The sequence below is a fragment of the Paenibacillus sp. FSL F4-0100 genome (assembly GCF_037993005.1).
Lineage (GTDB): Bacteria > Bacillota > Bacilli > Paenibacillales > Paenibacillaceae > Paenibacillus_AQ.
In genome coordinates this window covers 5,316,532-5,331,511 of the sequence record NZ_CP150303.1, presented here as the reverse complement: position 1 = coordinate 5,331,511, position 14,980 = coordinate 5,316,532, and the positions used below count along the sequence as shown (strand labels likewise).

The 14,980-nt window shown below is 50.4% G+C and carries 16 protein-coding genes; 13 read left to right on the top strand and 3 right to left on the bottom strand.

What is annotated here, in order from left to right:
* Positions 1–30: 30 nt before the first annotated feature.
* Positions 31–948, top strand: a complete 918-nt coding sequence (locus tag MHH48_RS24030; protein WP_076325136.1) for an aminoglycoside phosphotransferase family protein — start codon at positions 31–33, stop codon at positions 946–948.
* A gap of 29 nt (positions 949–977) precedes the next feature.
* Here MHH48_RS24030 and MHH48_RS24025 read toward each other — a convergent pair whose 3' ends face one another.
* On the bottom strand, positions 978–1,190 hold the full coding sequence (locus tag MHH48_RS24025) for a hypothetical protein (protein ID WP_076325135.1): 213 nt from the start codon (positions 1,188–1,190) through the stop codon (positions 978–980).
* Positions 1,191–1,260: 70 nt separating this feature from the next.
* Positions 1,261–1,842, bottom strand: coding sequence for an ATP-dependent Clp endopeptidase proteolytic subunit ClpP (clpP, locus tag MHH48_RS24020; protein ID WP_340387559.1), 582 nt, complete (start codon positions 1,840–1,842; stop codon positions 1,261–1,263).
* 178 nt (positions 1,843–2,020) lie between these two features.
* On the opposite strand from clpP, the gene MHH48_RS24015 reads away from it, so the two are divergent.
* The 3 genes from MHH48_RS24015 to MHH48_RS24005 all read left to right on the top strand — a co-directional run bounded on the left by MHH48_RS24015 (position 2,021) and on the right by MHH48_RS24005 (position 3,577).
* Positions 2,021–2,755 carry a sigma-70 family RNA polymerase sigma factor gene (locus MHH48_RS24015; protein WP_076325133.1) on the top strand — a complete coding sequence of 245 codons (735 nt, stop codon included), beginning with the start codon at positions 2,021–2,023 and terminating at the stop codon, positions 2,753–2,755.
* 193 nt (positions 2,756–2,948) lie between these two features.
* Complete coding sequence (locus MHH48_RS24010) at positions 2,949–3,239, top strand: hypothetical protein (protein ID WP_340387556.1); 291 nt, start codon at positions 2,949–2,951, stop codon at positions 3,237–3,239.
* Between the two features lie 68 nt (positions 3,240–3,307).
* Entirely contained in the window at positions 3,308–3,577 is a 270-nt protein-coding gene (locus MHH48_RS24005) for a hypothetical protein (RefSeq protein WP_076325131.1), read from the top strand.
* Between the two features lie 74 nt (positions 3,578–3,651).
* Here the strand turns inward: MHH48_RS24005 and MHH48_RS24000 are convergent, their stop codons facing one another.
* A complete protein-coding gene (locus MHH48_RS24000) occupies positions 3,652–4,698 on the bottom strand; it encodes an SIS domain-containing protein (RefSeq protein ID WP_076325130.1) in 1,047 nt (348 codons plus the stop codon).
* A 317-nt stretch (positions 4,699–5,015) separates the two neighbouring features.
* Between MHH48_RS24000 and fba the strand changes: the two genes are divergently transcribed.
* From fba to MHH48_RS23955, 9 genes are all read left to right on the top strand, one after another.
* Positions 5,016–5,882: a class II fructose-1,6-bisphosphate aldolase gene (fba, locus tag MHH48_RS23995; protein WP_076325129.1), complete on the top strand. Its 867-nt coding sequence runs from the start codon at positions 5,016–5,018 to the stop codon at positions 5,880–5,882.
* Positions 5,879–6,808: a 1-phosphofructokinase family hexose kinase gene (locus MHH48_RS23990; RefSeq protein WP_076325128.1), complete on the top strand. Its 930-nt coding sequence runs from the start codon at positions 5,879–5,881 to the stop codon at positions 6,806–6,808. The genes fba and MHH48_RS23990 overlap by 4 nt, the downstream gene beginning before the upstream one ends.
* 136 nt (positions 6,809–6,944) lie before the next feature.
* Positions 6,945–7,745 carry a DeoR/GlpR family DNA-binding transcription regulator gene (locus MHH48_RS23985; protein ID WP_076325127.1) on the top strand — a complete coding sequence of 267 codons (801 nt, stop codon included), beginning with the start codon at positions 6,945–6,947 and terminating at the stop codon, positions 7,743–7,745.
* Between the two features lie 68 nt (positions 7,746–7,813).
* Entirely contained in the window at positions 7,814–9,112 is a 1,299-nt protein-coding gene (locus MHH48_RS23980) for an ABC transporter substrate-binding protein (protein ID WP_076325126.1), read from the top strand.
* Positions 9,113–9,127: 15 nt separating this feature from the next.
* The gene (locus tag MHH48_RS23975; protein ID WP_083659792.1) at positions 9,128–10,063 is read left to right on the top strand and encodes a sugar ABC transporter permease; all 936 of its coding nucleotides are present in this window, start codon (positions 9,128–9,130) and stop codon (positions 10,061–10,063) included.
* An 18-nt stretch (positions 10,064–10,081) separates the two neighbouring features.
* Complete coding sequence (locus MHH48_RS23970) at positions 10,082–10,906, top strand: carbohydrate ABC transporter permease (protein ID WP_076325125.1); 825 nt, start codon at positions 10,082–10,084, stop codon at positions 10,904–10,906.
* A 24-nt stretch (positions 10,907–10,930) separates the two neighbouring features.
* Positions 10,931–12,232, top strand: coding sequence for an alpha-galactosidase (gene melA / locus MHH48_RS23965; protein WP_076325124.1), 1,302 nt, complete (start codon positions 10,931–10,933; stop codon positions 12,230–12,232).
* Positions 12,229–13,182, top strand: coding sequence for a carbohydrate kinase family protein (locus tag MHH48_RS23960; protein ID WP_076325123.1), 954 nt, complete (start codon positions 12,229–12,231; stop codon positions 13,180–13,182). Before melA ends, MHH48_RS23960 begins: the two co-directional genes overlap by 4 nt.
* Before the next feature lie 52 nt (positions 13,183–13,234).
* The gene (locus MHH48_RS23955; protein WP_179090704.1) at positions 13,235–14,779 is read left to right on the top strand and encodes a right-handed parallel beta-helix repeat-containing protein; all 1,545 of its coding nucleotides are present in this window, start codon (positions 13,235–13,237) and stop codon (positions 14,777–14,779) included.
* Positions 14,780–14,980: the final 201 nt, after the last annotated feature.

Here is a 14,980-nt window from a genome sequence, read left to right as displayed (position 1 = left end):
AAAAGCAACCGTTAAGGGCAGGTGTTGGAGATGAGCCTGGAAGATCTTATAACAGAGATTTACGGTAGTCCGCCGCTAAAGATCGAACCCATGTCATTTGGCCATACCAATCAGGTGTATAGAGTGACATTATCAGACGAACAAATCATTCTCAGAACCAATTACAAGCCCGGCGTCTTGGAGCATACAGCGGACAATATTGCGATTCTCTCTTCATTAGGCTTGCCGGTACCGAGAGTGATCCGAACGGATGTATCCTTGGAACAGGTCCCCTTTGCTTATATGATACTGGAGCACTTTCCCGGACGGGACCTCCGATATGAGCTTGAGGGAATGACACATGAACAATTGGCCAAACTTGCCGAACAGATCATTGCATTCCAACGCAGCGTGTCAGAGCTTCCCAGGGGCACCGGATTCGGTTGGGTTCCGATCGGGGAACAGGGGCCTTTTTCATCCTGGACACAGATCATTGATCGTGATATCCGCAATCACATAGATAACATTATCGATGATGTTACTCCGGAGACTATCGTCCAATTACAAACGATGAAGCAGCGTTACACGCCTTATTTCAACCAAGTAGAGCCTGTCTGTTTCCTTGATGATCTTACAATCAAGAATGTAATTGTAGCCGAAGGCGAGCTTCAGGGCATCGTTGATTTCGATTGGGTCTGCTTCGGGGACCCGCTGTACATGATCGCCCTCACCCAGACGGCGGTGGTCTCCGATATTGGAGATCAGGGAATGGCCTACGTGGAGGCGTTATGCAGACAGTGGGGGGCGAACGAAGAGCAGCGGGCGATGATTGATTTCTACTCCGTTGTTCATACCCTGCAATTTATCGGCTTTCATCAGAGGGAGCAGAACGATGCCTGTAAACAGCGAATGGTCTCATTCATATTAGACAAAATAAACAGCGATACAAACGAAAACCGCATGAGCTAAGTTAGCCCATGCGGTTCTTGTTTATCCGATCAGGCAGTCGGCGTGAATCCGACCTTCGGTTTGTCTCGTTCCTTGGTATTCACCGAAACGTAACGAATGGCGGTTAACGGTACATACAGCATCTCGTATTCATCTTTATACCGTATGAATTGTTCACCTACTTCTTCAAGCGTGCCGCTCCGCACATAACTTCCATCTGTAAAATAAATACTTACTTCCTGATTCAGCAAACTTTTCAGCATATACAGTCCACTCCTTGTGAATAAAATAAAGTATCGGGGCTAGCGGTGTTGGACATGATTTTGAATAGCGTCACAGTTTAGTGACGATATCGTCAATGATCCCGTATTCCTTCGCTTCTTCTGCTGACATAAAATAATCCCGCTCCATATCTTTTTCGACACGCTCGACCGACTGACCTGTACGTTCGGATATAATGTGCGCCAGCTTCTCGCGAGTTTTTATGATGCGTTTAGCTGTAATGGCAATATCGGTGGCCTGCCCCTGTACACCACCCAGCGGCTGATGGATCATGATCTCGCTATTCGGCAGCGCGAGGCGTTTGCCTTTAGCCCCCGCCAGCAGCAGGATCGCGCCGTAAGAAGCGGCGAAGCCCGTGCAGATGGTATTAACTTGAGGTTTGATAATTTGCATGGTATCGTAAATCCCAAAGCCCGCAGAAACAGAGCCGCCCGGACTGTTAATGTACATGTGGATATCCTTCTCAGGATCCTCAGCCGCCAGAAACAGCAGTTGTGCAATAATACTGTTAGCGATGGCGTCATCGATGGCTGCACCCACAAACACGATCCGATCCTTCAGCAATCTGGAATAAATATCGTAAGATCGTTCACCCCGGTTGGTTTGTTCAACAACATAAGGAACAATATTCATGGTTTCATCCTCCATATTCGTTAGGTTTTCTGGTTTCAGCAAGTAAACGAAGAGGCAGCCGCAAAAGATACGGAGAAACCACAAAATAAAATTTTCGACCATCAAAGTAACGAAAAGATAACTTCGTTCGTTTACCTATAAGATATCTTACTGAGATTAGGAAAGGAGTTGGCTTCCGATGACGATATATCGACCGAGCGTCTCCCCTTCGGCTGATCTGAGTCTGGAGGAATTGAATGCTACCCTGCACAGATATTGTCTGTCCCTTACAAACTCCTCATGGGATTCCGATGATCTGGTGCAGGACACTTGGATTAAGGCACTGGAGCATATGAAGCAGCGGAGCCATGTCAATCCCGAAGCGCTGCTGCTTCGGATTGCCAAGAATACATGGATTGATCGGGTCCGCCGGGATCAGACTTATAGACGAATTCTGGATGAGAAGCTGGAACAAGTTTTGCCTAGGGAAGAAACGTCGAACGAGGACAGCAAACTGAACATCGAGTTCGCTTTTCAATGGCTGCTGGAACACTTGTCGCCCCTGCAGCGAACAGTGCTGCTGCTTCGTGAAGTGTATGAATATTCTGTTTCGGAAACCGCAATGAAACTGAAAACAACGGAGGGCGCGGTGAAAGCGGCCCTTCATCGTGCCCACAAAGTGCTGCAATCGCTGGATCCAGAGGAAGAGGAACTTGCATTGGCTATGCCGGAAGAGGAGGAGATGACCCTGAATCTTCGGGCATTGGCAGAGGCATACCAATCCGGGGATGTTGAAGCGGTCGTTAGACTTATTCAATGGAATAGCAGTGAAGCATCAGCCATCGGTTGCATGGTTCCGATGCAGGTTCAAACCCCGAACGCAAGTTATATGATGTATGGCGGATATTCGTCCGACATGAGAATGGCCGCGTAAAGCGAAGATTCGAGCAGATTGATCATACACTTATCGAGAAGGCCAGAGCTGATATTATCCCCTCAAAGTAGACACTCGAAAAAAGCCTCATGTTCTCATGAGAAGCGAGCGAATTTGGAGGGGATATTTTTATGGCTAAAAAGGGATAAGTTTTAAATCGTATACGGAGGAGTTAAAATTAAGAGCAGTTCAATTGTACCTCGAGGGATCAACGAGTTATCAAGCCGTAGCAGAAAAGTTGGGAATACGAAGCTGTACACAACTTAAAACGTGGGTGAGAAAATATCGAGATGGAGAGGCATTCGATACGCGTAAAGGCTCTGGTGGTCCAATGAGAGGATGCTCTCGCACGATGTTCTCAAGTATCGAAGAAGAACGGGATTATTTAAAAGCGCAGGTAGATTATTTAAAAAAGCGGTATCCAAATCTGTTAAAGGAGACAGCCTTAGTCGACAGCAAAACTACGAAATCATTGAGGAACTGAGGGACTTGCACGGCGTTACAAGATTGGGAGTACCTAGAACCAGTTACTACAAGTGGCGGTCAACGCGATTGGACCGTAGCCAAAAAGGAGCCCTGGATCAAGAGATCAAAGAACACATGATGGCTACTCACTTGGCTCATCCGCATTTCGGCTATCGAAAGAAACGAAAATTATCCAGTTATACACCATCCGTGGTGTGCCCTAACCAAACCGCTTGGAAGCGATTCAGCAATCTCTTCCCATTTCATCAGCTTCACCTCACTTTTTTCTACTTTAATCATTATATCACGCTCATGGTTACGCCGCAGGCGAAGTTTACCGTCAACCGCGCGCCGTAAACAGAAAATAGCGAGTCTCCTGGTTATGGGAGATTCGCTATTTTTGTTGCCGCTATATGCGGGGGCGACTCGGTTTACAGCTTCACCCAGGCGACTAGCCCGTCGGGCTGATCGGGGTTAATGCCGTGGCGTTCGGCGCTTTCCAAAGCGGCGATTTGCGAGATGAAGATGAACGGAATGCCCTGTACCGCGACGTCAAGCGGACTGTCTGTAATGATGGCGAGATCGACGATCTCTTGCGGCACCACGGACACATGATCGGCAAACGCGATAACGGTGGCACCCCTGTCTTTGATATCGCGCATCAGGTTGCGCTGATGGTCGATTCCGCTGCTAGACAAGGCCGCGATGACGAGCGTGTCCGACCCAACCGTGACCATCGGGCCGTGGCGTACATCCAGGAGATGGTACGAGTGAGCTTGTGTCTTGGCGATCTCGGTCAAGGCGATTGCGCCTTCGGCGGCCAGACCCTGCAATTCACCATCCGCGAGTACGACGGCGTTCGTCCAGGCGAAGTTGGCGGTCCGGCGGATGCTGTTCTCCACACGCGCCATATAAGCTTCGCCTAGATGAATGGCCTTTTGCATATCGGCTATCAGGGCTTCATCGTTTCCAAGAAAGGCGCCAATCAGGAGATTGGCTGCATACAGATTGGTTACGGTGCGGGTCTGGCAGACGCTATGATCGAAAGCCCAAGGCAGTTCCAGGGAGAAATTGGCCTGTGCCGACAGCGGGGAGCTCTTCACGCAGGAAATGGTCAATACCGGAACAGGATTCTCTCCGGCTTGGATCAAGCGCAGCGCTTCGACCACTTCGCTTGTGCTGCCGGAGCGCGACGGGGCGATCAACAAGGTGCCTTCCAGCATGGAGCGGTAGCGGGATGAGTGAAGCATCAGGTCGCCGGCGGCCAATGAAATCGCAGGCAAGCCTGCACGCATACGGAAGGTGAAAGCGGCCGATTCACTTAAGCAATAGCTTGAGCCGGAGCCGACAAAGGTAACGGAGGTGATCGATTGCGCTTGGACAAAGGCGGTAATCTCATCGCGCTTGGCGAGCATATAATCGTAGGTCAACTGCAAGGCCTTGTATTGGCCTTTAATTTCATTATAGGTCAAACTCATAAAAGCAACCTCCTGGAAATAAAATAATGACGCTTTAAGTCAATTTTATAATCATTTCAATCAAAAATGCAATATAAAAGACCTATAAAGTTATCGAAATGACATAAATATCGTAAAACAACACAATAATTTTTATAAAATGATTGATTTAATCACGATAAAAGATTATTATGATCACAAACATCAAATTCATTACTTGCTTCTGCTGATGCAATTTCCTAGTGGAAGGGAGGCGTTACTGTTCAGACAGCTGCAGAATACGACCTTATGATTTGCAAGCTCGGTGCTGCAGCGAAAAATTAATAAGGGGGATATGCATGCCACTCATCTCATCTACTGAAATGCTGCAAATTGCGCGGAGGGACAAATACGCCGTCGCCGCGTTTAATGTGCACACCCTGGAAATGCTTCAAGCTGTGGTTGAAGCGGCGGTTGAAACGGACTCTCCGCTAATTATTCAATCCACGGTCGGGACAGTCAAACATCTGGGTCCGGATTACATTGCCCATGCGGTTAAAATCGCTGCGGACCGGACCAATCTTCCGATTGCTCTGCATCTGGATCATTGCACTGATTTCTCGACGATTATCCAATGTATACAGGCCGGTTACACCTCAGTCATGATTGATGCCTCTATGCACTCTTTTGAGGAAAATGTTAGACAGACCTGCAAAGTGATGGAGGTAGCCCTGGCTTCCGGCGTGAATGTGGAGGCGGAGCTCGGTAAGGTCGGCGGCGTTGAGGATGATATCGTCGTGGATGAGCAGCACGCTTCATTGGCCGACCCCACAGAATGCAGCCTGTTCGTTGAGCGTACGGGTGTAACGACATTGGCGCCCGCCATCGGAACGGCCCATGGCATTTACAAAGGCAAGCCGAATATTGATTTTGAGCGGATTGCGCGTATAGCGGATCGTGTAGAGGTTCCATTGGTGCTGCACGGCGGGTCAGGCATTCCGGCCGAGCAAATTCATCAGGCGGTATCGCTGGGGATGTCCAAGGTGAACATTGCAACCGAGCTGCGTATTGCGTTCTCTGATGCGATCAAAGGAGTATTTTCGGCCCATCCTGAAGAGAATGATCCTCGTAAATACATGGTTCCGGCTAAGGAAGCGGTCAAACGACTGGCTATGGAAAAAATGCAGCTCTGCGGAAGCATCGGCAAAGCCGGCGTTGCCAGATGATCACTACGGTTACGCTCAACGCAGCCATTGACAGAACTTATTATGTCAGCCAATTTCGCGCAGGCGAAGTGCATCGGGTGGCCCGTCAGGTCGACGAGCCGGGGGGCAAAGGCAACAATGTCGCCAAGGTGATCCGGCAGCTCGGCGGGCAAGTGACAGCTACCGGCATCATCGCCGGCGCGAGCGGCACATTTATTGAGAGCAGCCTCGCAGAACGAGGTATACAGACCGCATTTGTCCAGGCGGCTGGAGAGTCGCGGGTCTGTCTCAACATTCTGGATGAATCCAGCGGAAGCTCGACCGAACTGCTCGGACAAGGGCCGAGCATTACGCAAATCGAAGCTGCCGGGATCAAGGAAACGCTGCATAGGCTTGCCTTGCAATCCAGCGTGGTCGTACTGTCCGGCAGTCTGCCTGCGGGCGCGGCGGACGGTCTGTACGCAGAGCTGGTCGGTATCATCCGGTCCGCAGGCGCGCGAGCCTTCCTAGACACCAGTGGGGCAGCTTTAAGCGAAGGGCTGCCCGCACTGCCGTACTTCGTGAAGCCGAACGAGCAGGAATTAGCCGGTTGGCTGGGACGCGAACCGCGAGGGACAAGTGAATGGACTCAGGCCGCGCAGATGCTGGCAGATCAGGGAATTGTTCAGGTGTGCGTTACGCTCGGCAGCCGGGGAGCGATCGCGATCCTGGAAGGAGAAGGGTATCTGGTCACGCCTCCGGTCATCAAGAGCGTGAATACGGTGGGCTGCGGCGACGCCTTCGTTGCCGGTATGGCGTATGCGGAAGAATGCGGCGATTCGGCCGTGAAGAGGCTCCGCGTGGCCGCCGCTGCGGCTGCGGCGAATGCGATGTCCGATCGAGCGGGAGACATCGACTACACACTTTTCCGTGAATATGCCCGACAGGTCAATGTTCAAGTTTTGTGAATGCGTTTACAACTGGTTTTTTGACAAGATGCAAGTTCATTTCGGTTCATTTCGGCATATATTGCAATCTATCCTTTCATCCTCCAAAATAGAGCTAAAACGGGTTACGGCCCCAGTTATTTAAAAGGAGAGAGTTATGCAATATTCAAAGGGTGAACTCCGCAGAGCGAAAACGCTCGAGCTAATAAAATCGCACGGAAAAATATCGTTACAGGAAATTATCGAGGTCGTTGGCTGCTCGGAAGCCACTGCAAGACGCGATCTGGATATGCTTGAGAAATCAGGAGGGATTATCCGCACGACCGGAGGAGCTATTTATGAAGGATTGCTGATGCAGTCGGCAGCGGAATTGCCATTTGCGGATAAGCGCGATTTCAAGCGGCAGGACAAGGAACGAATTGCCGAAGCCGCAGCGAGTTTGGTGGAAGAAGGAGACATCATTTGCCTGACGGGGGGTACAACGACGTTCTTTATTGCGAAAGCTCTGAAGAGCCGCCGTAATATCACCATTGTCACAAATGCGGTGAACATTGCTTTTGAGCTGGCCGATTCCGAAGACATCCAGGTGGTAGTGATTGGCGGCGTCATGCGTGCCAAGAGCTATGAGTTAAGCGGTCCGCTTGCGGAGAATGTGATCGACAGAATTAATATTACGAAGATGTTTCTCGGGGTAGACGGAGTATCGCTGAATCACGGATTTACGATGCATTCCGAGCTTGAAGCCCGTATTGCCCAATTAATGATCGAACGTTCCAGTGAAGTATATGCTGTATTCGACCAAAGCAAGCTGGAGAAAAGCGCCTTGTTTACCATTATTCCCTTGAAACAGGTGACGGGAGTAATTACGAATAAGCAGCCCGAGGGTTGGTTTGAGCAAGCGTGCAGGGAGCAGCAGATTGCCGTACATACAACCATAGACCATACTGCTTCTACTTAATAGCGCTTTCTTCTCATGACCGCCCCCTCGCGAACAGGCCAATATACAGGTTATGGGAGGATATATTGATGCGATATTCCAAGTTTATGCTGATGATTGCGATGTTTTGTGTTGTATTTACCGCAACAGGCTGTTCAAGCGGGGCCAATCCCGGCAGCAACACGCCCGCAGATTCGCAAGACAAGGGCAAGGTGAAGCTGGTGTTTTGGAGCCATCAGGAAGATTCGATTGTCAATGCTTACAAGAAGTTAATCGCAAACTATAAAACTGCACACCCTGATGTGGAGATTGAAATTCAGACCTTTCCGTATGATGTATACAACCAGAAGCTCAAAGCTTCGTTCTCCGCTAAAAATCCGCCCGATATTGCCGAAATGTTCGGCACATGGGTTCCTGAATATTCAAAGAACAATATGCTAGTCGAAATCCCCGATAGTGAAAATGTAAAGAAAGAGTACTATGACGCCCCGCTCGGCGGGTATCTACGAGACAACAAGCTTTATGGGCTGCCGCTTGAATACAACATTGAAAACGGCGGAATGCTTATCCATCCGAAAATGCTGGAGGAACAAGGCCTCAAGAGTCCGCCGTCCACTTGGGCTGAGCTTGTGGATTACGCGAAAGAGTTGACCGTCCGGGAAGGCGACGTGATCAAAGTTAAAGGCTTTGACTTCGTGTCAAGGGACAATATCACCTTCACTTTCCTGTCTTTGATTCTGCAACAGGGCGGAACCTATTGGGGCGAGGATGGACATGTCAATTTCGGTACTCCGGAAGCGAAGCAGGCAATGTCCGCATTAGTATCGCTGGTTGCCGATGATAAAGTGGCGGATTTTACTGCATTAGGCGGGGAGTTGGATACGTCCGACTATTTCTATCAAGGGAATTCAGCTATGACTTACCGTGGTCCCTGGGCTATCGCCGTGGGGCTGAACAGCTATAACGTAAACGATTTTGAATATGTGCCTGTGCCGTCCTTTACGGACAACCCGCCTGTCTTCGCGGCTGAATCCGGCTGGGGGCTTACGGTGGCACAGAATAGCAAACAGCAGGAAGCTGCGCTTGAGTTCATCCGGTACGTCTCGGAGAATGACAACCTTGCTGCTTGGAATACAGACACCTTTACAGTTCCAGCCAAAAAAGAAATAGCAGAAAGCCCTGAATTTTTCAAAAATAACCCTTTCATGAAAACTTCGTTGGAAATATTGCAGCTAGGCCAATGGATTGGTCCTGTAGCGGACCGGGATTACTTCTTCAAGCAAGTGAATGACAACTTCCAGATGATGGTAAGCGGGCAACGAAGTGTGGAGGACGGACTAGCGGACATCGAAAAGGCCATAAACGATAGTCAAGATCAACATAAGTGATAGGGGTGTTCTGGTATGAGTAATGGCGTACCCACCAACAGGGCCAGAAATGTTAGGCCGGCAGGCGAGATGGTGGGGTCCAGGGGGAAGCGGAAATTTATCGTCATTTCGCTGGCACCGATTTTGCTGCTGTTCGCTGTGTTTGCTTTCCTTCCCATTGCATGGAGCCTGGGATTGTCCGTGTTTAAGTATGATCCGCTCAGTTCGAATGCTTTGTTCGTAGGAGCGGAAAATTATATCCGCATGTTTGAGGATGCCGTCTTTCTGAAGTCGCTGTGGGTTACCTTCAAATTCGTGGCGATTACCGTGCTGGTCAATATCATCATCACGCTGCTGATTGCTTCGGCCATCCAGCGGGTCAGAATTCGCTGGCTCAAAAATTTGTTCCGAACCGTATTTTTTCTCCCGACGATTGCGCCGCTTGCAGGGACGGCCATCGTATGGAACACCATGTTCAATTATAACAACGGCCTGTTCAATATGCTGTTGTCCAAGGTGAATGTCGCCCCGATCGAGTGGCTGAGCGATCCGCACTATGCGCTGTATTCCGTCATTATGATGACCCTGTGGGCTGATATTGGCTATAACATCGTCCTCTTTATAGCCGGGCTTGATTCCATCCCGGACATGTACTACGAAGCGGCGATCCTGGAAGGCGCGAGCCGCTGGCATATTTTCCGCCGGATCACGCTGCCGCTGCTGCGCAGAACGATGCTGTTCGTCTCCGTGACTACGGTCGTCTCTTATTTCCAGGCCTTCCCTCAGTTCCAGATCATGACCAAGGGGGAGCCCTTCAATGAGACGCGGGTGCTGGCGCTGCATATTTATGATCAGGCGTTCTCCAACTCGAATATGGGATACGCCTCGGCTATGGCGACCGTGTTCCTGGTGATCATTTTACTGGTCACTTTGCTGCAACTGAGATGGGGACGTACCCAGTGGGAATATTGAGAGGAGGATATCTAGCCTATGCCTTACAGACGTAGTGTTTGGGACGGGGTTCTCATCGCCGTGCTGGCGGTAGCCGCTTGTATTATGCTGCTGCCTTATGCATGGATGGTGCTGTCCTCACTGAAAAGCAATATGGAGATCGTATCGGCGAACAGCGGGTTTCTCCCCCGGGAGGTCAGCCTGGACGGTTATCGGACGGTCTTCCGCGATGCGCCATTTGGACAGTGGTTGTTCAACAGTTTGGTGACCTCCGTGGTCATTACGATCACCACTTTATTTACCAGTTCACTTACGGGGTATATTTTCGCCAAGCATCAATTCAAGGGGAAGAAACTGCTGTTCATTCTGGTCCTGGCCACGATGATGATTCCGTTCCAGGTCATTATGATTCCGACCTATCTTATTACGGCAAAGCTTGGATTGGTTAACAATCTGATGGCGATTGTTTTGCCTAATCTGGTCAGCTCATACGGTGTGTTTCTGGCCAAGCAATTCATCGAGGACATTCCGCAGGAACTGTTGGATGCCGCAAGAATGGACGGAGCGGGCGAGTTCAAGGTTATGCTTCGCATTATTACGCCGCTCATCCTGCCGATGCTGTCGGCGCTGGGGATATTCACGTTCATGAACTCATGGAACAATTACCTGTGGCCGCTAATCGTGTTGAATGATACGAGTAAAATGACCGTTCCGCTGGCGCTTGTGTATTTTAACGGGACACATATGGTCAATTACAACGTCGTCATGTCTGCGGCTGTCTTGATTACGATACCGGTTATTATTGTATTCCTGATCTTCCAGAAGCAATTCATCAAAGGCCTGACGATGACAGGCATGAAATAAAGAGAAAGGGCGAGGAGAAGAGCTATGACTAAAATTTCAATTATCGGTGCAGGCAGTGCGTTTACTCAGGAAATCACCATGGATATCCTCTTGATTGAAGGACTGGAGGGCGGCACGATCGCTTTGGTCGATATCGATGAGAAGCGGCTCGAAATTGCGCGCAAGCTGGTGCTTAAAATTATAGAAATGACGGGAAAACGGTGGGAGGTCATTGCCTCCACGGACCGCAGGGAAGTGATCGGCGGTTCCCAGTTTGTGATCAACCAGATTGAGGTCGGCGGACTGGAGACGGTCCGTTATGAATATGAAATTCCGCTGAAATATGGGGTCAATCAGTGCATTGGCGATACGTTGGGACCGGGCGGCCTGTTTAAAACCCTGCGCACTCTTCCCAGCTGGGTGGAGATCGTCCGGGATATCGAAGAGCTGTGTCCGGATAGTATGATTCTTAACTATACTAATCCTATGTCAGCGGTTACGCTCCTGACCTCCCGGATCACGGACATTCCGGTGGTTGGCCTGTGCCACTCCATTCAGAATACATCCAGCCAACTGGCGGAATATGCCGGAATCCCTTATGAAGAAATGGCTTGGAGAGCCGGCGGAATTAACCACATGTCCTGGTTCGTGGAACTGACGCATGCCGGAAAAGACCTGTATCCTGTCCTGCTTGACAAAATGAAGGATCCGGAGATGCTGCGGCAGGACCCAGTCCGGTTTGACGCGATGAAATACCTGGGCGCCTTCGTCTCGGAATCGAGCGGCCATTTCTCGGAGTATATTCCGTATTACCGGAAACGCCAATCGCTAATTGATCTGCACTGCAATTCCGGCTATAATGGCGCAACTGGTTTTTATGCCGACAATTGGCCCATTTGGCGCAAAGAGAACGATGAGAAGATCGTTCAGCAGTTGGAGGGTAAGGTTCCGCTGGAGCTGCAATCCAGCAATGAATACGCAGCCATCATAATTGAAGCTGTATTGAAGAATGAGCCGAAAGTGATCTACGGCAATGTTCCTAACCGGGGTCTCATCGAAAATTTACCGTCCGACGGTGTAGTCGAGGTGGCGTGCATGGTTGATCGTAATGGCGTCAATCCTTGCCGTTTCGGGAGACTTCCTGAGCATCTTGCCGCATTGTGCCGCTCGAACATGGCATTCTTTGATCTGGCGGTGGGAGCTGTGCTGACGGGCGATAATGAAATGGCCCGCCATGCGCTAATGGTGGACCCGCTGTCCGCAGCGGTCTGTTCGCTGGATGAAATCAGCCGTATGTTCGAAGAGCTGTACGAGGCGGAACGGGGCATCGTTCCGGTATTGAAATGATGGAGTCCAAGGCCGCAACACCTGTTGTTGTCGTTGCCGGTGAACTGAACGTGGATATCATTGTTTCCAGCGAGGATGTCATACCGGAATGGAACCGGGAGAAGATGGTCGACGGCTTCGAAGTTGTACTCGGCTCCTCTTCGGCGATCACGGCCTGCGCCTTGGCAAGCCTGGGAGCAGATGTAAGGTTTGTCAGCGTGGTAGGGGATGATGATTTCGGCAAGTTCTGTACAAGCGAACTGGAGCGTATGGGTGTCAATACGGAGCATGTCGCTGCGTTGCCGGGAATCAAGACAGGCGTCACGCTATCCTTCTCCACACCCGCTGACCGGGGATTGTTAACCTACGCCGGAAGCATTCCGCTATTGACGCCGGACTATATTCCGGAGTCGTTGCTAAGGAAGGCAACTCATCTGCACTTCGGCTCCTATTATTTGCAGGACGGGATGAGACCCCATTGGCTGGAGCTATTCAAGCGGCTGCGATCGGACGGCGTCAGCACTTCATTTGATACGGGCTGGGATGTAGGTAATCAGTGGGATCGCGAGGGAATCAGCGCGCTGCTCGCTGAAACGGATTTATTTATTCCGAGCGAGGATGAACTGCTGCATATTTTCCCGGCGGACCGTGTCACAAGTGTGCTTGAGACTATGCTCCCTCCGGTGGCGGGAATGGCTGCGGTCAAGCAAGGATCCAGAGGGGCGTCGCTCCGCCAGCATGACGGAAGCGCGATATCAGCCGAGCCGTACGTGGTAACTCCGGTGGATACGACAGGGGCGGGCGACTGCTTCAACGCGGGGATCATTTACGGTTATTTGCAAGGTCTCGGCGGTGTGGAACTGCTGCAATTTGCCAACGCGTGTGGGGCGCTGTCGACCCTTGGGATCGGCGGCACCGGGAATCTACCGACCACGGAAACCGTATTCCGTCTGCAGGCAGGGCATGCTTGATTAGTGAACTTTTGGCTTACGTAATCAAATTAATAATGGGAGATGAGAGATTGTGTTGAGACTCGGAAAAATTTTACTGATGGGATTAAGCATGGCTGTACTGGGTTTAGTAGTTGGGAATGTCCAACCCCCCGCTGTTTCGGCGGCAGGCACCGAATATTATGTGGCGACGGGCGGCAGCGACTCCAATCCGGGGACGAGCAGTGCACCATGGAAAACGCTGCAGCATGCGGCTGACGAGGCTGTTCCAGGCAGCACAGTCTATGTTCGGGACGGCGTATATAATCAAAAGCTGAAGATAACACGCTCCGGTACGGCTTCACAAGGCCCCATTGTCTTCTCGAACTATGGTTCGGAGAAACCAATCATCGATGGTACTGGACTTTCAGTCAATGGGATCGAAGGGCTTATCGAGATAACCGATGTTAATTACATTACCATTCAGGGCTTTGAGATTCGCAACTATACCACGACTTCCAGAAACGTGATGCCTGTGGGGATTTATGTCCACGGTTCAGGCGGCTTCATTAATCTGACCAACAACAAGATCCATGATATCAAGAGCACGGCCACGCCAACCGGCAGCGATTTGCTTGGCAGAGATGCTCATGGTATCGCCGTATACGGCACAAAAGCTCCGGAGTCGCTTCATGACATTACGATTCATGGGAATGAGCTGTACAATCTTGTCCTGGGTTCCAGTGAAACACTGGTACTGAACGGTAATGTGGATACCTTTGCGGTGACGGACAATCTCATTCACGATAACGACAACATCGGGATCGATATTATCGGTTTCGAGGGGAAAGCGCCGAATGCAGCTTATGATCAGGCCCGTAATGGCTTGGTGAAGGGCAACCGGGTATACAACATTTCTTCCAACACCAATCCTTCTTATGGGAAAACGCTCCCGAATAACAGTAATTCAGCCGGCGGTATTTATGTTGATGGCGGCAAAGACAGCATCATTGAGCAGAACTACAGCTACAATAATGACATCGGCATTGAAATTGCCTCCGAGCATGCCGGCAAAGCTACCAGCAATATTACGGTTCGCAGCAACCTGGTGTACAGCAACCGGCTGACCGGTATCGCCATGGGCGGTTACGATAAACAGCGCGGCTCAACGGTGAATTGCAAGGTGGTGAACAACACCGTGTACAAAAACGATACTTTGGGCGATGGAAGCGGCCAGCTCTATGTTCAATACGATACGCAAAATAACGTGATCAAGAACAATATCTTTGTGGCCAGCTCTACGGACGTGCTGATCTACAACGAATACACCATGAATTCCGGGAACGTCGTCGATTATAATCTATACTTCGCTCCCGGCGGCAGTGCTGACGCATACTGGACATGGAAAAATAAAGATTACACAGGCTTCTCCGCATATAAAGCGGGAACCGGTAACGACGCGCATTCTTTGTTTATAGATCCTAAATTTGTCAACGCTGCCGGAGGCGACTTCCATCTCCAGTCTTCGTCCCCGGCGATCGATGCCGGATCGACGGATACGGCCATCATCGGAACGCAGGACATTGACGGGCAGCCAAGAGTGCAAGGGAACGCTGTGAACATCGGCGCATATGAGTAGAAGTACGATGAAGGGAATGCATAGGGATGGGGTTTGCCCCCCCTATGCATTCCCTTTTCTTTTTTTCATAGCGGCCCTTTCCACGTTACTCCTTTCCAGTGAGTCAAATATCATGCGCAAACATCCGCTAAGCCCCCGTGTACATCCGCCAAGTATGAGATTAACGGACATTTTTGGCGCTACCCTGAAAATAAAAGACTC